General features: G+C 52.4%; 17 protein-coding genes and 1 tRNA gene. 6 read left to right on the forward strand and 12 right to left on the reverse strand.

What is annotated here, in order from left to right; all coding sequences use genetic code 11:
* The first annotated feature begins 79 nt into the window (after nucleotides 1-79).
* Nucleotides 80-844, forward strand: coding sequence for a DUF3750 domain-containing protein (locus J7J49_RS12395; RefSeq protein ID WP_064233024.1), 765 nt, complete (start codon nucleotides 80-82; stop codon nucleotides 842-844).
* Nucleotides 845-935: 91 nt separating this feature from the next.
* On the opposite strand, the gene mntR is transcribed toward J7J49_RS12395, so the two are convergent.
* Complete coding sequence (gene mntR / locus J7J49_RS12400; protein WP_064233023.1) at nucleotides 936-1,415, reverse strand: manganese-binding transcriptional regulator MntR; 480 nt, start codon at nucleotides 1,413-1,415, stop codon at nucleotides 936-938.
* 197 nt (nucleotides 1,416-1,612) lie between these two features.
* On the opposite strand from mntR, the gene J7J49_RS12405 reads away from it, so the two are divergent.
* From J7J49_RS12405 to J7J49_RS12415, 3 genes are read left to right on the forward strand one after another with little or no spacing between them, the layout of a single operon-like run.
* Nucleotides 1,613-2,533, forward strand: a complete 921-nt coding sequence (locus J7J49_RS12405) for a metal ABC transporter substrate-binding protein (protein WP_064233022.1) — start codon at nucleotides 1,613-1,615, stop codon at nucleotides 2,531-2,533.
* Nucleotides 2,534-2,539: 6 nt separating this feature from the next.
* Nucleotides 2,540-3,370: a metal ABC transporter ATP-binding protein gene (locus J7J49_RS12410; protein ID WP_215092995.1), complete on the forward strand. Its 831-nt coding sequence runs from the start codon at nucleotides 2,540-2,542 to the stop codon at nucleotides 3,368-3,370.
* Nucleotides 3,371-3,387: 17 nt separating this feature from the next.
* A complete protein-coding gene (locus J7J49_RS12415; protein ID WP_064233020.1) occupies nucleotides 3,388-4,311 on the forward strand; it encodes a metal ABC transporter permease in 924 nt (307 codons plus the stop codon).
* Between the two features lie 2 nt (nucleotides 4,312-4,313).
* On the opposite strand, the gene J7J49_RS22690 is transcribed toward J7J49_RS12415, so the two are convergent.
* The 3 genes from J7J49_RS22690 to J7J49_RS12425 form a co-directional block, all read right to left on the reverse strand.
* Nucleotides 4,314-4,442, reverse strand: a complete 129-nt coding sequence (locus J7J49_RS22690; protein WP_276204768.1) for a hypothetical protein — start codon at nucleotides 4,440-4,442, stop codon at nucleotides 4,314-4,316.
* Entirely contained in the window at nucleotides 4,439-5,647 is a 1,209-nt protein-coding gene (locus J7J49_RS12420; protein ID WP_215092997.1) for an MFS transporter, read from the reverse strand. Before J7J49_RS12420 ends, J7J49_RS22690 begins: the two co-directional genes overlap by 4 nt.
* Nucleotides 5,648-5,708: 61 nt before the next feature.
* Complete coding sequence (locus J7J49_RS12425) at nucleotides 5,709-7,100, reverse strand: GntP family permease (RefSeq protein ID WP_064233018.1); 1,392 nt, start codon at nucleotides 7,098-7,100, stop codon at nucleotides 5,709-5,711.
* A 206-nt stretch (nucleotides 7,101-7,306) separates the two neighbouring features.
* Here J7J49_RS12425 and J7J49_RS12430 point away from each other — a divergent pair, with 206 nt between their 5' ends.
* Nucleotides 7,307-8,656: a Na+/H+ antiporter family protein gene (locus J7J49_RS12430; protein WP_215092999.1), complete on the forward strand. Its 1,350-nt coding sequence runs from the start codon at nucleotides 7,307-7,309 to the stop codon at nucleotides 8,654-8,656.
* Between the two features lie 53 nt (nucleotides 8,657-8,709).
* Here J7J49_RS12430 and J7J49_RS12435 read toward each other — a convergent pair.
* From J7J49_RS12435 to J7J49_RS12455, 5 genes are all read right to left on the reverse strand, one after another.
* Nucleotides 8,710-10,277 (reverse strand): IS3 family transposase gene (locus J7J49_RS12435; protein ID WP_215093001.1). Its coding sequence is split into 2 segments (ribosomal slippage): nucleotides 8,710-9,812 and nucleotides 9,812-10,277, totalling 1,569 coding nucleotides; the frame shifts between segments, so codons are not numbered across the junction.
* 171 nt (nucleotides 10,278-10,448) lie between these two features.
* Nucleotides 10,449-11,183, reverse strand: coding sequence for an RNA methyltransferase (locus tag J7J49_RS12440; RefSeq protein WP_215093003.1), 735 nt, complete (start codon nucleotides 11,181-11,183; stop codon nucleotides 10,449-10,451).
* 194 nt (nucleotides 11,184-11,377) lie between these two features.
* On the reverse strand, nucleotides 11,378-13,021 hold the full coding sequence (gene groL, locus J7J49_RS12445) for a chaperonin GroEL (protein WP_215093005.1): 1,644 nt from the start codon (nucleotides 13,019-13,021) through the stop codon (nucleotides 11,378-11,380).
* An 83-nt stretch (nucleotides 13,022-13,104) separates the two neighbouring features.
* Nucleotides 13,105-13,398, reverse strand: coding sequence for a co-chaperone GroES (locus J7J49_RS12450; RefSeq protein WP_027959273.1), 294 nt, complete (start codon nucleotides 13,396-13,398; stop codon nucleotides 13,105-13,107).
* 235 nt (nucleotides 13,399-13,633) lie between these two features.
* On the reverse strand, nucleotides 13,634-14,119 hold the full coding sequence (locus tag J7J49_RS12455; RefSeq protein WP_215093007.1) for an FxsA family protein: 486 nt from the start codon (nucleotides 14,117-14,119) through the stop codon (nucleotides 13,634-13,636).
* A 190-nt stretch (nucleotides 14,120-14,309) separates the two neighbouring features.
* Between J7J49_RS12455 and J7J49_RS12460 the strand changes: the two genes are divergently transcribed.
* Nucleotides 14,310-15,071, forward strand: coding sequence for an SDR family oxidoreductase (locus J7J49_RS12460; protein ID WP_215093009.1), 762 nt, complete (start codon nucleotides 14,310-14,312; stop codon nucleotides 15,069-15,071).
* A gap of 92 nt (nucleotides 15,072-15,163) precedes the next feature.
* On the opposite strand, the gene J7J49_RS12465 is transcribed toward J7J49_RS12460, so the two are convergent.
* The 3 genes from J7J49_RS12465 to J7J49_RS12475 all read right to left on the reverse strand — a co-directional run bounded on the left by J7J49_RS12465 (nucleotide 15,164) and on the right by J7J49_RS12475 (nucleotide 17,252).
* Complete coding sequence (locus J7J49_RS12465) at nucleotides 15,164-16,150, reverse strand: hypothetical protein (RefSeq protein WP_215093011.1); 987 nt, start codon at nucleotides 16,148-16,150, stop codon at nucleotides 15,164-15,166.
* 51 nt (nucleotides 16,151-16,201) lie between these two features.
* Nucleotides 16,202-16,831, reverse strand: coding sequence for a hypothetical protein (locus J7J49_RS12470; RefSeq protein WP_215093013.1), 630 nt, complete (start codon nucleotides 16,829-16,831; stop codon nucleotides 16,202-16,204).
* 336 nt (nucleotides 16,832-17,167) lie between these two features.
* Nucleotides 17,168-17,252: transfer RNA gene (locus J7J49_RS12475), tRNA-Leu, on the reverse strand.
* Between the last annotated feature and the right edge of the window lie 8 nt (nucleotides 17,253-17,260).

Genomic DNA, 17,260 nt, shown 5'->3' on the forward strand with positions numbered 1-17,260 from the left:
CTGAGAACGGGGTGACGTCGCTTGCACCAAGTCAGCTATCGCGGTAACAAACAGATAACTTTCAGTTACGGATGATACGATGAGAATGCTACTGCGTTGGCTGCTTTTTCTAGTGGCGCTTTTGACGCTACTACTGGCGGGGCCTGTTTGGATTTTGGCGAGTAATCAAGTAGTGACTGATGGTCATTGGTCATCACTGGATCGTTCATCCGCGGGTATAGCGCCTGACCCCATGGTGAGTTTTGAAGCCGTGGTTCAGGTCTATTCCGCCCGTGCTTATAACTGGCGTGGTGCGTTTGGCGAACATATCTGGATTGCAACCAAGGCGGAAAGTGCCGATAGCTACCGACTCCATCAAGTGCTGAGCTGGCGCCGTCCCACAGTGGTATCTTCAATCGATACGCCTGATCGAGCCTGGTTTGGCAATCCACCCACACTATTAGCGGACTACCGCGGCGATGCGGCTACGCAGTTAATACCGCAGATAGAGGCTGCCGTCGCTGAGTACCCTCAAGCTGAGCTGTATCGAGTATGGCCTGGCCCGAACAGCAACAGCTTTATTGCTTGGGTAATACGCGAGGTGCCGGATTTCGAAGTGGCGCTCCCGGTAACGGCTATTGGCAAGGACTATATGTTCAATAGCGTGTTTGCGGCTGCGCCGAGTGGCACCGGTTATCAGCTCTCATTGGGCGGGGTGGTGGGCGTGATGCTGGCGCTGGAGGAGGGCATTGAACTCAACCTCCTCGGCTTAAGCTTTGGTGTCGACGTGATGCGACCTGCTCTGAAACTGCCAGGCGTCGGGCGGCTGGGGATGCCCGCTAAAGTAGTGGGAAGCTCATCATGACATTAAAAGCCGTGGCGTTTATTTTTATGCTGTAGCGTCTTTAATTCAGGTAAATCATCTGCACTTTGTCTACCGTTGTGCAGCCGCGGTTTTAGTTGTTTTGCTGCTGCTCAGTAAAGCGCTGCATGATAGCAAGGGTTTCGTCGCTAACATGGTGTTCCATGCCTTCAGCGTCAATTCTCGCAGTGGCATCTTTCACCCCCAGGGCACGTAAAAAGTGCAGCACGATATCGTGGCGTGCGCGTGACGTTTCCGCCATTTTTTGGCCCGCTTCGGTTAGAAACAGCGAGCGATAAGGCTTACTAGTAACCAACTCCAGCTCATTTAAACGCCGAATCATTTTTGAAACCGTCGCCTGGCTGACCGCCATACGGTTGGCAATGTCCGCCGCGCGTGCTTCGCCGCGGTGTGCCAGCAGGTCGCCAATTAGCTCAACGTAGTCTTCAATCAGTTCGGTTTCGTGGGCATTACGCACCGTTGCATACTGCTGAGCATGCTGCTCCACGGGCGGTAGGGCATCACCAGGAATGCTTGGGGCGGTCAATGCAGCGTTCGGATTAGAATCAGTCATTGGCAAATTATATCGGAAGCAGTGTTAATAATCATTGGATAGTAATTGGAACAGTATTTGTAATGGTACTAGGTGTAGCACTCGAAATAGTAGCGTATTTTTTTTGCAATATTGTTAGCCAAGGCTAAACTGTTTGCACAATGCTTTTTTGTTGAGCTACAGTCTACTTATCGGTCATGCACAAAAAAGGAGAGACAATGAGTAAGCGCAATCTGGGTATAGCCTTAAGCCTACCGCTATGGCTGAGCGCCGCGCTAACCAGCGCAGAAGCGCAAGAGAGTGCGACGTCTCCCTTGAATGTGGCCGTCACGTTTTCTGTGCTTGGCGATATAGTTGCTCGCGTGGCAGGGGAGAATGCCAATATCTCGGTATTAACCCCGGTTGGCGCTGAAGTCCACGAATGGGAATTAACCCCCAGTAATTTCGCTGCGTTAGAAACGGCAGACATAGTATTTTACAACGGCTACCAGTTAGAGCAGTGGATGCCCCAGGTCGAAGCAACGGTAGTTGATGGAACCCCGCTGGTGGCGGTTGCTGAAACCTCTGAATACCCGACTCAGACAATCATTACCGGCGACATGGAAGGCGATGTAGATCCCCATCTATGGATGGATCCACGTGCAGTGTCAGCCTATGTCCAGGTCGTCGCTAATGAGCTAGAGCATTTACTTCCCCAGCGAGCTGAAGAGTTTCAGCAGCGTGCTGAAGCGCTGAAAGAAGCGCTGCATGCGCTGCATGTTGAGCTACAAGAGCGCTTAGAAGCGATACCTGAAGGGCGCCGCGTGCTGCTCAGTAGCGAAGCCGCATTTTTATACTTCTCTGATGCCTACCATTTTGAACACGACGGTATCTGGGGTACCAACGCCGAAACCGAAGGTTCACCGCGTCAGCTTATGCGGGTAGTGGATATGATTAATGAACGCCAACCGGCGGCGCTGTTCTGGGAAAGCACGATTTCTGACCGCCACGTCACCAGCCTGGCACGGGATACCGGCGTTAAAGTCGCGGGGCCGCTATACGTGGACTCGCTTAGCGAGCCAGAGGGTGAAGCGGGTGATTATTTCACCATGATGCGCCACAACGTTGAGCTGTTGCGCCAAACGTTGGCAACTGAGTAAACGATTATGGCAACCACTTTTGGCGACGCCCCAGTGGCGATTAATATAAAAGGTCTTTACGCCGCCTATCAGCGTCAGCCGGTCTTGGAAGACATTAATTTGCAGTTCCCCGCGGGGAAATGGACGGCCATTGTGGGGCCGAATGGCGCAGGAAAATCCACCCTTTTCCATGTGCTTACCGGTAGCATGAAAGCGTTGCGCGGGAGTGTTCAGGCGTTTAATCAGCCGATTGAGATACACCGAAAAGCGGGACATATCGCCTACATGGCCCAGCGCGAAGCCATTGAGTGGGATTTCCCTGTTTCCGTATGGGAGACCGTTATGGGCGGTCGCTATGGGCATATGCGCAGTGATCCACTGTGGCGACGTTTGTTGCCTTCACGTTGGTACCATTCCCGCCATGGTGAGGCTGTGTGTGAAGCGCTGCGGGCAGTTGATATGTTGGCATTGGCGGAGCGTCCTATTGGCGCGCTCTCAGGAGGGCAGAAAAAACGTGTATTACTAGCCCGTGCTCTCGCCCAGCAGGCCAATATTTTGCTCCTTGATGAGCCGTTGGCAGGCGTGGATCCGCCCAGCGAGCGATTGATTTTAAGCGTACTTGCTCGGGAGCGAGAGGCAGGGCGTACGGTTATTATGGTGACTCACGATATGCCCGGTGCTCGCCGGCATGTTGATCATGTGGTGCTGATTAACCGCTTTATCCGTGGGGTAGGGACGCCTGACGACATGCTCAATGATGCCAAATTGGCTGAGCTGGCGGTGAGCTCGATTGAGCAGTCGGCGAACAATGTACGCGTCGCTGAAGCATCTTCTACCTTTATGGCGGCTCAGGGGTAAGTAACGTGACAGAACTAATGACGACACTGAGCCTGTTTGGCGACACCTTGGTGAGTGGGCTCATCGCTGCGTTGATGGTCATTGTCAATCTGCTGCCTAGCGCTGTTTCAGATGCATTCCAGTACGCCTTTATGCAGCGTGCCTTATTAACCTCGGTGCTGGTGGGTGCTATTTGCGGCATTTTATCCTGCTATGTGGTGCTTAAACGCTGGTCGCTGCTGGGGGATGCTATCTCTCATGCGGTGCTGCCCGGGGTGGCGATTGCCTACCTGTTGGGCTGGCCGTTCTTTATTGGCGCTTTTATTACCGGTGCGCTGACTTCGGTGGGTATTGGCGCTATTGAGCGACATACGCGGATTAAGTCTGATGCGGCCATGGGCCTGATGTTTACCGGCGCTTTTGCGCTGGGTATTGTGATCATCAGCAAGATCGCCTCCAGTACCCACCTCATGCATATCCTGTTTGGCAACGTGCTGGGTGTTCAGCAATCGGCGCTCTTGCTAACGTTAGTGTCCAGTGTGATTGCCCTGTTAGTCGTGTGGCTCGCCTATCGCCCGCTGCTGCTATACGCCTTTGACCCCCAGCAGGCTCAAGCATTGGGGTTTAATACCAGCATTATTCACTATGGTTTGATCTTGCTGTTAACACTCACCATCGTCGCGAGCTTGGAAACGGTGGGTATCATTTTAGTAGTTGCAATGCTGATTACCCCTGGTGCAACGGCGCACATGCTGACCGACCGCTTTAAAACCATGATGCTGATTTCAGTGGGCGTTGGGGTAAGCTCGGCGGTCATAGGGCTATGGCTTTCGGTAGTAATGGACGTTGCCTCTGGTGGCACCATTGTATTGGTTGCTACCAGTTGGTTCTTTCTTGCCCTACTATTCTCACCTAAACACGGTTTGATACTTCGCCAGTGGCGTCGCTGGCGTATGAGTTAGCGCTAACACAGCCGACTGCCCAATAGCAGCAGCGACGGGTCTAAACTGTGCCAACCCCACCAAGCTAATGCCAAGCTGGCAAGCAGGGCGACTGCTAAGAGCAGAATAGACAACGTTTTGGCAGCATTCATGGCCTTACCTTGGTTGGCGTTGCACGCTCAAGTGGTTTTTCACTTATAAAACAATGTAGCGCAGCTGCCACAACAGAGAGCACGATAGCCATTTGCCAGACCGTATTGTAGTTGCCAGTAAGGTCATAAAAATAGCCGCCCAGCCAGACGCCCATAAAAGAGCCAAGCTGGTGAAATAGAAATACGATGCCACCCAGCATGGAGAGGTGACGAACACCAAACACGGAAGCCACGATGCCGTTGGTTAGTGGCACGGTGGAGAGCCATAGCAACCCGATGACGATACCGAATAGGTAAGCGCTGATAGGGCTTAACGGCAAATAAACAAACGCGGTAATCACCACGCCACGAATCAAATAGAGCCAAGTGAGCAGCTTGGGTTTTGACCAGATGCCGCCCATCCAGCCCGCAGTATAAGTGCCAACAATATTAAACAGTCCCACTAACGCTAAAACCGTCGTGCCCACCTGCACCGCTAGGCCGTTATCGAATAAGTAGCCGGGTAGGTGCACGGCAATGAAAACCACCTGAAAGCCGCAGACAAAAAAGCCTAAACAGAGCAACCAGAACCCTTTTTGGCCTGCCGCTTCGTTGAGTGCATCTTTCAAGCTTAAATCGGAGGCCGTTTTGGCGGAGGGCTTATCGCGGAGCATTGCCCCCAGAGGAATGATGATGGTTGCGATAGCCGCCATCGCCATAAGCGCTGCCGCCCAGCCTAGCCACTCGAGCAGGCCAAGGGTGCCGGGCAGCATGGCGAACTGACCAAACGAGCCTGCCGCGCTGACAATACCCATAGCCATACTACGCTTTTCAGGCGCCACTGCGCGGCCCACTGCGCCTAAAATGACCGAGAATGTAGTGCCAGAGAGGCCAAGGCCAATCAATAGCCCGGCACTGACTGTCATGCCTAGCTCTGAAGTAGAGAGGCTCATAAACAGCAGTCCCAAGGCATACAGTGAACCGCCAGCAACAATAATTCTGGCTGCACCGAAGCGATCCGCCAGTGCCCCGGTAAAGGGTTGCGATAAGCCCCAAACCAGGTTTTGTAAGGCGAGGGCAAAGGCAAATACGCCACGTCCCCAGCCCAGCTCGCTGCTGAGTGGTTCCATAAAGAGCCCGAAGCCATGGCGTAAGCCCATGGCCGTCGAGATGACCAGGCTTCCTAATATAATCAACAGCAGTGAGTGGTTGCGAACGAATGCCATGGTGTTCTCTTTATTGGCAGGCTAACAGTTAGTTAGTCACTATCGCATGCGTTGTGAGCTTTTAGAAGCTACCAAAAAGTGTTCCTAGGATAATGACGCTAACCAGCGCGATGACGGGTAGAGCGATGGTCACCATGGCAACGTTGCCGTAGGACTGACGATGGTTTAGACCGCAAATAGCCAGCAGCGTGATAACGGCACCCGAGTGGGGCAGCGTATCCATGCCGCCTGCAGCAAGCGTCGCCACCCGGTGCATTAGCTCAGGGCTAATGCCAGCTTGTTGCGCCATGGCTAAGTATTCGCTGCCCAAGGTTTCTAGCGCAATTGATAGCCCGCCGGAAGAGGAGCCGGTGATCCCCGCCAGCACGCTCATCGCCATGGCTTCTGAAATCAATGGGTTGCCAGGTGAAGCCGTAAGCACCGCATCGCGAATGATGGCAAAGCCTGCCAAACTTGCGATGACCGCGCCGTAACCTACCTCGGAAGCAGTGTTAAAAATTGGTAGTAGCGAACCCAAGCAACCTTTATTCACGCTCTCCTTAAGATCCAGCCAGTGCTTCCAGCGGGTAATGATTAGCCATGCAGAAGCGCTCAGCAGGGCAATTAAAATAGCCCAAAGCCCGCTCTGACCCGACGGGGATACGTTTTCAAACTCGTCGCTGATAAAGCTTAAATCAAGGGCAGGAAACACACCGTAGGTAAACAGCGCATTCAAACCAATTACCATAATGATGGGTATCAGTGCCAGCCACAGGGGGAGGCTGGTAGTTGCTTGTTCTTCATTGGCAACTGCTTCGCGCTCAGTATGCTGGCCGTATCCTTCCCCATTGGATGCCGCTTTTTTTACCCGTGACTGAAGATAGAAAGTTCCCAGCCCAAGCATAATCAGCCCGGCGATAATACCCAGGCCAGGCGCTGCAAAGCTGTTGGTTTCATAATAAGGAATGGGGATCGCGTTCTGTATTGAAGGTGTACCCGGTAGAGCTGTCATGGTGAAGGTAAAAGAGCCAAGCGCAATAGAAGCCGGAATCAGCCGCTTCGGCACATTGGCGCTGCGAAACAGCTCGCGACTGATCGGATAAATGGCAAAGGCGACCACAAACAGCGATACGCCGCCATAGGTGAGCACCGCGCAGGCCATGACGACAGTGAGCACAACATGGTGAGTGCCCAGCTTTTTGACAATTCCGTTCGCAATCGATTGAGCGGCACCAGAATCGGCCATTAGCTGACCAAAGAGAGCCCCTAATAAAAACAGTGGAAAGAACTGAATAACATAGTTGCCCAGCGCGCCCATGAAGGTGTCGGTGTAGATCGGCAATAAAAACGCAGCATCGCCAGAGAGCAGCACCGCTAAACATGCCATGAGAGGCGCCAGCAGCAGCACTGAAATGCCTCGGTACGCGAGGAACATTAATAAAAGCAGTGAAATGACAATCGCAAGTATGCTCATGCGAGCTCCTAAGCAAACGGTAAAGTAGCCGACGCTGAAATTAAGCAGATGATCGATGGTAGGTAGTGTGGTGCAATGCAGCAATGGTGTCGCGACTAAAGTCGTAATGCGTGAAGCATTAAACGTGGCCTTAGGTTTACCTATTTAATCTGCTAAAATCCGCCACCTTCGCCGTTAATGACCTCTCAATAGCTCTAGGAATTTTCATGAATGCAGTAATTCTTGCGGTGCTGGTGATGGTGGCACTGTCGCTTGCACGTGTCTCGGTGGTATTTGCTCTTGTGGTGGGTGCTTTAGTTGGTGGTCTAGTGGGCGGATTGTCATTAGAACAAACTCTGGATGCCTTTAATCAAGGCGTTGGTGGCGGGGCGCAAGTGGCGCTGGCGTATGCCACCTTGGGCGCCTTCGCGGTGGCGATCTCCCGCTCCGGATTGCCGGATATGCTGGCGAATCGTTTGATTACGCTGCTGGGGAAAGAAGAGGCCACCGCCGCGCAACAGGCGAGGGTCAAAATGTTGCTGCTCACGGCGGTATTGCTGGTAGCGATTTCTTCACAGAATGCAATCCCGGTGCATATCGCCTTTATTCCCGTGTTAATTCCGCCGCTGTTAACCGTAATGAACCGCTTAAAGTTGGATCGCCGTGCGGTAGCGTGTGCACTCACCTTTGGTTTAACGGCGCCTTATATGCTGCTGCCAGTAGGGTTTGGGGCGATCTTTCTAAATGATATTCTCTTGGCCAACTTAAATACCGCCGGGGAGCCGTTAGGATTGGAAATTACCCGGGGTATGGTGCCTATGGCAATGGCGATACCCGTAGGCGGCATGGCGCTGGGGTTAATCGTTGCGCTGTTTTGGAGCTATCGCCGCCCGCGAGAATACCAGGCCCAAGATATGGCTAACGCCAACGTGACTGAAGGGCATACGCCTGCTCAGCCGCATATGCTGGGGTTGGTAATGTCAGGAATGGCCATCGTCGCGGCACTTGGTCTTCAACTTTATAGCGGTTCGATGATATTGGGTGGTTTGGTTGGGATTGGCCTGCTTTCAATGGGCGGGATCTTTAAATGGCGTGAAGCGGACGATCTGTTTACCAGTGGTATGCGGATGATGGCACTGATCGGTTTTATCATGATTTCTGCTGCGGGCTTCGCGGAAGTCATGAAAACCACCGGTGAGATTGACGCTTTGGTGTCAGGGGCCTTTGCGCTATTTGGCGATAACCGTGGTTTAGCAGCGTTGGTGATGCTGCTGGTAGGGCTATTTATTACCCTGGGGATTGGCTCATCGTTCTCAACGATTCCGATTATTGCCGCCATCTTTGTGCCCTTGGCGGTACAGTTTGGCTTCTCGCCCATGGCCACTGTTGTATTGGTGGGCACGGCGGCGGCATTGGGCGATGCGGGTTCACCAGCGTCTGATTCAACCTTGGGGCCCACTTCAGGCCTTAATGTTGACCGTCAGCATGATCATATGTGGGATAGCGTCGTGCCGACATTTTTGCACTACAACATTCCGTTAGTGGGCTTTGGCTGGTTAGCGGCGATGATGCTCTAAAAGCGTTGTTGGTAAACGGTAATCGTCAAGTAAGTTGTCGTCTCTGACTATATTTATGCAGCCTTCTTTTCTGATTCGTTTACCGTAACACTCAGCTCTCTTTCTGGGTTAAGTGATACTGTCTTCACAGGTGTCCAGTTTCGGGTGTTCCCGCTCCATCGCGCTGGGTTGGCGTTGCGCGCCGCTCGGTTGATTTGGTCGCGCTTAATCAGTATTTCCGTGTCCTGACTCGCGTGCCTCTGTGCGGGGGTGACGAGGCGGATTCCGCTATGGCGGTGCTCGTGGTTGTACCACTGAACGAAGCCAGCTACCCACTTCCGTGCAGCATCGACATGGGCGAAGCCATTGGTTGGATAACAGGGACGATACTTGCACGTACGAAACAGCAACTCCGAGTAGGGGTTGTCGTTGCTGACCCGTGGGCGACTGAACGAGGGGGTGATGCCTAGTTCATGTAGCTTCTCTAGTAACGTGGCCCCCTTAAACGGACTGCCATTATCGGCATGAAGTACCAAGGGTTGATCGACGACCTTCTCAGCCAGCACCGCACGTTCCAGAACCGTGCGGGAGTTATGGGCCGATTCCGCGAGGAAGACTTCCCAGCCGATGATTTTGCGGCTGTAAATATCGAGCATCATGACAAGATAGTAATACTCACCTTTGATGGGGCCACCCAGCCAGGTCGCGTCCCACGTCCAGACGCGGTTAGGTGCCGTCGCCTGATACGTCGTTGATCGGGCGTGACGCTTCGGCGACTTGGCACGACCCCGATGGATCACTTCTTTATGTTTATGCAACACGCGATAGAAGCTGGAAGGTGAGGCAAGGTAGCGCGCTTCCTCATCGAACAGCCTTACCACGATCTGTTCCGGTGGCAAGTGGGCATAGTCTGGCCGGTGGCAGGTGTCGAGAATTTCCTGCTCCTCTATCGGCGTGAGCGCATTCGCCGGTGTGGGCCGCTCAACCAAAGGCCGCTGATCTTCGCGAAGTCCACCGTCGCGTGTCCAGCGTTGATACGTCCGAGCACTCATGCCCAGTTCATGGCAGGCGGCTGCCAAACGTGCACCTTGAGCACGGGCATCATCGATCAGCGCAATGGCATGTCGGCGATCAGGGGTGCTAATCATTCGTCCTCGTCCCCCCAGATCGCCGCTGCTTTTTTTCGCAGCGTTAACAAGGCCGCTGTTTCGGCTAACGCACTGTTCTTGCGAGCCAGTTCTTTCTCCAGTGCTTTAATGCGTTTGCGCTGCTGTTTGAGCTCATCTGCCTCACGCTGGCGTTCTGACTGTGACAAGCTGGCCGCCTGTTCACAGTCATGGCGCCATTGCTCCAAGTGTTCCGGATAGAGGCCGCGACGGCGGCAATACTCAGCCACGTCGTGAGCATTCATTGAAGCCGTCTCAACAACAGCGCTAAATTTATCACGGGAAGACCAGCCATCAGCGCCTTTGCCCAAGGCATCTGGTAAGCATTTTCCATTAGCCCGCGCTTCTTTACGCCATTTATAAACAGTGGCTAACGAGATGCCTTCCTGTGCTGCAATCACATGGGGTGACAGATGATGGGGCGGCAGTAACTTGGCCACCACCGCTTGTCGACGTTCATCTGAATAGCGAGGCATGAGTGTCTCCTTTGGCCCCCTGATCAATGTTTAAGAAAGAATATCAGAGGGTGCGACACTTATCCTGACACTGGGGGTAAACAAGACACTGTTAAAACTAAAAAGGGGCAACCACGGGTGTTGTCCCTTATAGTTTTAGTAAATTAGTTTTAGTGAATTAGCTTTAGTGAATTATTTTTGAGGAATATGACTTTCAAACGCACTTAATAGCCCTCGCAAAAGCGAAAGCTCTTTGCGGCTGGGCTGAGCGCGGGCAAAGAGGGCTTGAAGCTGTTCTTCAGTGCGGGCGTGGGGCTGGGTTAAAAAGCCGCTCTCCTGCATCAAGCGGCCCAGATGTGCTTGAAAGTGTAGGAACTGTTCGCGGCTGGGCGGCGTTGCCTCCAGTGGGCGCTGATAAGCAAAGCCGCTCTCCTCACCTTTACGCCAGGCGCGGTGTACTTCGTAAGCCAGTATCTGTACCGCCTGGGATAAATTCAGAATGCCGTAATCAGGATTGGCGGGAATGCTGACTTGGTGCGTGCAGCAGCGGATCTCATCATTTGTCAGTCCCGAGCGTTCGCGCCCAAATACCAGCGCGACCTGTGCAGTCACAGCGTTTTGAATAACGTCCGCCGCCATCTCATCGGGTTCGTCAAAATGCGGTAAGGGCAGGCTGCGTAAGCGGGCACTAGCCCCCACGACTTGAACGCAGTCGCTGACAGCCTCTTCCAACGACGTAACCACCCGTGCGTTTTCGAGCACATCGGTAGCCCCAGCAGCAAGCCGGGTAGCCTCTTCATCCGGGAACATGCGTGGATTAACCAATACCAGCTCGGTTAAGCCCATGGTTTTCATGGCGCGCGCGGCTGCGCCAATGTTGCCAGGGTGGAAGGTCTGTACGAGTACGATACGAATATGCTGCAGCATGCGCTGATTTCGCCCTATAGCCTTAATAAAAATCGCGCTGATAGTACCATGTAAGCGCTAAGCAGTGGGTGGGGTATATAGTGCGTGGAGTCGTTAGTAGCGACCTATAAAAACGCAAGAACCCCGCACAAGGCGGGGTTCTTGGTGACAGCTAAAAGGCTAGCCGTCAATAGAGCAAAGAGCTCAGGGGTGCATCACATCATGCCGCCCATGCCACCCATTCCGCCCATGCCACCCATATCAGGTGCAGCGTCTTTCTCTTCCGGATCTTCTGCGATCATGCACTCGGTGGTGATCATTAAGCCAGCAACAGAACCAGCGGACTGCAGTGCAGTGCGGGTTACTTTAGCAGGATCCAGAACACCCATTTCGAACAGATCGCCGTACTCGCCGGTCTGTGCGTTGTAGCCGAAGTTGCCGGTTTCATCTTTCACACGGTTGATAACAACGGCGGGCTCTTCACCAGCGTTAGCAACGATCTGACGCAGCGGTGACTGCATAGCGCGTAGCGCCATGTTGATACCGTGGTTCTGGTCTTCGTTGTCGCCCGTCAGGCCTTGTACTTTCGCCATAACGCGAACCAGTGCGGTACCGCCACCAGGTACGACGCCTTCTTCAACGGCTGCACGAGTAGAGTGCAGGGCGTCTTCAACGCGGGCTTTCTTCTCTTTCATTTCCACTTCGGTGGCAGCACCGACGCGGATAACGGCAACACCGCCTGCCAGTTTGGCAACGCGCTCTTGCAGCTTCTCTTTGTCGTAGTCAGAAGAGGTGTCTTCGATTTGCGCGCGGATTTGGTTAACGCGTGCTTCGATATCGCCTTCTGCACCAGCGCCATCAATGATGGTGGTGTTTTCTTTCGACATGGTCATACGCTTAGCGGTACCCAGGTGATCCAGGTTCGCTTGCTCAAGCGTTAGGCCGACTTCTTCAGAGATGACCGTGCCGTTGGTCAGAATAGCGATATCCTGCAGCATGGATTTACGACGGTCACCGAAACCAGGCGCTTTAGCAGCGGCTACTTTAACGATACCGCGCATGTTGTTAACAACCAGCGTTGCCAGTGCTTCGCCTTCGATGTCTTCAGCGATGATGGCCAGCGGCTTGCCTTGCTTAGCAACGGCTTCTAATACCGGCAGCAGTTCACGGATGTTGGAGATCTTTTTATCCACTAACAGGATATAAGGATCTTCCAGTTCAACCGTCATGGTGTCCTGGTTGGTAACGAAGTAAGGAGACAGGTAGCCGCGATCAAACTGCATACCTTCAACCACTTCCAGCTCGTCTTCAAAACCACGGCCTTCATCAACAGTGATGACGCCTTCTTTGCCGACTTTTTCCATCGCTTCAGCGATGATTTCACCGATGCGCTTGTCACCGTTAGCAGAGATAGTACCTACCTGAGCAATCGACTTGGTGTCGGTGCACGGTACAGACATTGCTTTGATTTCTTTAACGGCAGCAGCAACGGCTTGGTCTATGCCGCGCTTAAGATCCATCGGGTTCATACCCGCTGTTACGCCTTTCAGGCCTTCTGCGATAATCGCCTGGGCAAGAACAGTAGCGGTGGTTGTGCCGTCACCTGCAGCATCAGAAGTCTGTGAAGCGACTTCTTTAACCATCTGAGCGCCCATGTTTTCAAACTTGTCTTTTAGTTCGACCTCTTTGGCGACCGAAACACCGTCTTTAGTCACGGTGGGGGAGCCGAAGGATTTTTCCAATACTACGTTACGGCCTTTCGGGCCGAGGGTAACTTTTACCGCGTTGGCAAGAACGTCGACACCGCGTGCCATACGTTTACGGGCATCATCTGAAAACTTAACTTGTTTAGCTGACATATCTGCTACTTCCTAAATTGAATGCAAAAACGTGAAAGTTATGATTCGAGGCGCCCACTAAAAATTGTGAGCAACAGCGATTATTAGCCTTCAACAACGGCAAGAATATCGGCTTCGCTCATGATCAAGACTTCTTCGCCGTCGATTTTTTGCTTTTCGACGCCATAGCCATCTTTAAAGATCACGTTATCGCCAACCTTAACGTCTAGCGGACGGACATCGCCATTTTCCAGAATGCGACCATTACCGACGGCGAGGATTTCGCCACGCGTCGGTTTTTCTGCTGCATTGCCCGGAAGCACGATGCCGCCTGCGGTTTTCTGCTCTTCTTCAACGCGACGGACGATGACACGATCGTGCAAAGGACGGATATTCATTCACGTTCTCCTGAGTATGGTTGAAGCCCTGACAAGGGCGGTTAGCTAAAAAGTGTTCTCGAGGGAGTAACCCGCGAGAAGCGAAGACCTCACAGTCTTCATTGTTAATGGCAGCTACCGTTTGGATTGCCACCGAATTTGTGTGCTGGATGAAAAATGGGGGCTACGGATGACCTTTCAAGGGGGGAGGGTAATAAAAAATTGCTTTTTCGCTGATTTTCTTTCGAAGGAAACCTTAACGACGGCGCGGGGGCTCATCTCTGCTTATAAAATCCCCCTCAATTGGGCCATCCTGTTGTGACGATTGACCGTTTTGATATTCATCAGGCCGAACTGATGAAGCACTTGGGCCTTGTTGTTGCCCGACAACTTTTTTAAGCCCCAGCCAGGTCAGGGCCTTGAGCATCAACTGGCGTGCGTTGGGAATTAAGCACGCCAAACCTAGCGCATCAGACAAAAAGCCTGGCGCCATTAATAAGGCACCGCCGAAAATAAGCGCAGCGCCGGTTAATAGCTCGCTGGAAGGGATTTCGCCAGCCTGCATGCGCTGGCGTGCTCGCGCAAAGGTGGAGACCCCCTGTTTGCGAATCAGGTGAAGCCCGACAAAACCGGTGCCAAGCACCAAAAGTAGCGTCGTGAGCAAGCCAATATGGCTACCAATAGAAAACAGAACCACAAAATCAAGTAGCGTAAACAGTGATATAAAAATAACAATAGGCATGGCTAACTCCCAAAAACGCCAGAAAGCGGCTCGATAACCGTCGTCATTACGTAATATGGTGGCATAAATATAAATAGCAAGCAGTACGCATTGTGCATTCCAGCGGGGGATGTAACTCGATTTATGCCAATAAATCTTCTATGCTGCAGTGCACAATGAAGCTGATTTCATCTGCTGTAAGGAGTCACAAATGGTACTTAACGATAAGGTAATTGCAGTCACGGGTGGGGCACGCGGGTTGGGCTACGCCATGGCGCTGCGTTTAGGCAAGCAGGGCGCACGTATGGCGCTCTTGGATATGAGCGCTGAAGCACTTGATCAAGCGGTATCTCAGCTTTCCGCTGAAGGTATCGATGCCCAGGCGTTTATTGTCAACGTCGCCGAGGAGACCTCCGTGACTCAGACGTTTGCGGATATCGCGCAACGTATGGGCCCGATCAGCGGCTGTGTTAATAATGCAGGCATCACCCAGGATGCGCTGCTGGTAAAGGCCAAAGAGGGGAAAGTGGAAAAACGCATGTCCTTGGATGCTTGGCAAAACGTTATTAATGTCAATTTAACCGGTGTTTTCCTATGTGGCCGCGAGGCCGCTACCCAGATGATTGAAGCTGGGCATGAGGGCGTGATTGTCAATATCTCCAGTATTTCTCGGGCGGGCAATATGGGGCAAAGTAACTACGCTGCCTCCAAATCGGGTGTGCATGCGCTGACGGTTACCTGGAGCCAGGAGTTGGCCCGCTATGGTATCCGTACCGGCACGGTAGCGCCGGGGTTTGTAGCAACCGAAATGACCGCTGCGATGCGCCCTGATATGTTGGAGCGTATTTCTTCAAGCGTACCGTTAAAGCGTTTGGGTGAGCCCGATAATATTGCCCAAAGTGTTGCCTTCATTATGGAGAACGACTACTTCACCGGACGCATCATTGAGTGCGATGGTGGGTTGCGGCTATAGGATTGTCGTTGGGGCCACGCGGTGTTTGCTGAATAGTTTGCTGAATAAGTAGGCGGCCCAATACGGCCGCCCACAAGGATGACTTTATTGACTTAAAAATAGTCGCGGCTAATTTTGCGCTGAAAGTACATCTCCAAGCGCAGTGTCATTGCCCAGCGAGAGTCGTAGCTAACATCGCGCTGGAAATGTAGCTCTGGAATCACATCGGCGAATAGAATGCCTTTATGAATATCGCGGCGGTAGCGTGTCTGCAGGTAGTAATTGGTCATGCGGGGGTTGGAGGCGCTTTCACCGATGGCTATGGCTGAGTAGCGCAGTGCGCTGCGCCGGTTGATGCGGTGATTGATTTCGGCAACTTCACTGTACTCCAGTTTATCTTCTTCCTCTCGCCACTGGACGGTAGTGATAAAGCGCAAGTGACGACGTTCGCTCAGCGGGCGGCCGATATCCCAGCGTGTGCGAGCTGAGTAGCCGTCATTGTTGAACCATGAAACACGGTTATTCGACTCAAGTTGCCACGGCCCTTCGCCCAGTTGCCACAGACGCTCGCTGGTAAAGCGCACATAGGGGTCAAGGGGGAGGCGCAGGCGAACACCGGCACCCACCCGATTGCTCCAGCTTTCGCGTTTGTCGCGGCTTTCTAGCCAATCCAGGCCGAGCGTAGAACTGCGACGGTCACGCTGGTCATTGGCAAGGCGTCCGGAGCCTTGCTCTTCTAGAGTGCCTTGTGACTCTTCGGGATCACTCTCGATGACCAGTCGCAGACGATCCTCTGAGGTAGGTAAATCAATACGGTAACGAAGGGTGGTATCGCCACGAGTGCCGTCGCCCTCCATCCAATCAATTTCTTGGCCAAAACGAAGATAGGACTCGTTGTTGACCTGCATATGATCGTCAGTGCCAAAGAATCCATCAATGCGGCGCGATGTGTTGTCTACCCAGTTGCCTACGCTCTCACGAAACGGCTCAATGCGCTCTTCCGCCCACTCGGGTAAGTCACTATCTTCCTCTTCGGCATACACATTTATCGATACCGTAGTGAGTATGCCAAGCCAACAGAGGGTTACTAGTTTATGCATCGTCGATAGTCTCGTTATTGGGGCGCGTCGCCGCTTAGCGATAGTGAGGTTTCAGCGTGCTTTGTGGGTTTCAATCTCTTTCGCCCACTCCAGTACACGCTTACGTTGACCACGGCTATTGAGTCGATCGGTATCGACACTAGCAGGAATCAATTGATGATTGGGTGGTGCGTGCAAGTCAAGGTTGAAGGTTCGCGCTGCCCCGGTCGGCATATCTTCGGACCCGTAAATGGCGATAACGCGAATTTCAAGTTGAATATTTTGCTCTTGCAGCAGGCTATCCTCAATTTCCCAATAGTCTCTGACCTGATTGACAATATCGCCAAAGGATTGAATGTTGAGATAATCCCCAGAAGCTAGTGGGCCTTGATGGGTGCGATAGTCGGCTTCTTGCTGTTTGCCACCATGCTGCTGATACTCCACTACATCCAGGGAGTAGCTGCGCTTTAGGGTATGCAGTACCGCTACCAGATGCTGAACGTAGATCGCTTCACTGCTCATATTGCTGATTAAGCAGACAGAGTTCATGCCAATACCTCTGCCACGATTAATGATCACGCGAGGTCGGCGTTGCCGCACATAGCCGTTATAAAGCAGTTGGGCATAAAATACCCATACAAAGAGCGTGCAAATACTTGCTACCGCCGAGATTGCTTGAGCGTTATTGTTGAGCCATTCCATTATTTGAGATCCTTCTCATCTATATGGACGATCATCCCCGAATATAGCGTTGGGTGATAGCCATTGAGAGAAATTTTGTAGCATTATTTAATGTAGAGATTAGCGGAAAAGCACGAGCAAGTCAGTCAAATTGGCTGCTGCTAGAAATAATTGTAGGTAAATGCCAGACATGCAAATGCATGGCGTTAAGCCATTCAAGTTTTCGAAGGAAGATTATGAGTCATGCGAAAAATGTTGGTCAAAAAAGTTATTCATAAAGCGCTAAATTTAAGCTGTATGAAAACCATTTGAGAAAAGAGAGGGGTAAAGCTAAAGGCTTGAAAAATAACAAGTAATTGGTGCGGATGGGGAGACTCGAACTCCCACACCTTACGGCACTAGAACCTAAATCTAGCGTGTCTACCAATTCCACCACATCCGCTAAGACGA

This window comes from Halomonas sp. ISL-56 (assembly GCF_018612805.1).
Taxonomy (GTDB): Bacteria; Pseudomonadota; Gammaproteobacteria; order Pseudomonadales; family Halomonadaceae; genus Vreelandella.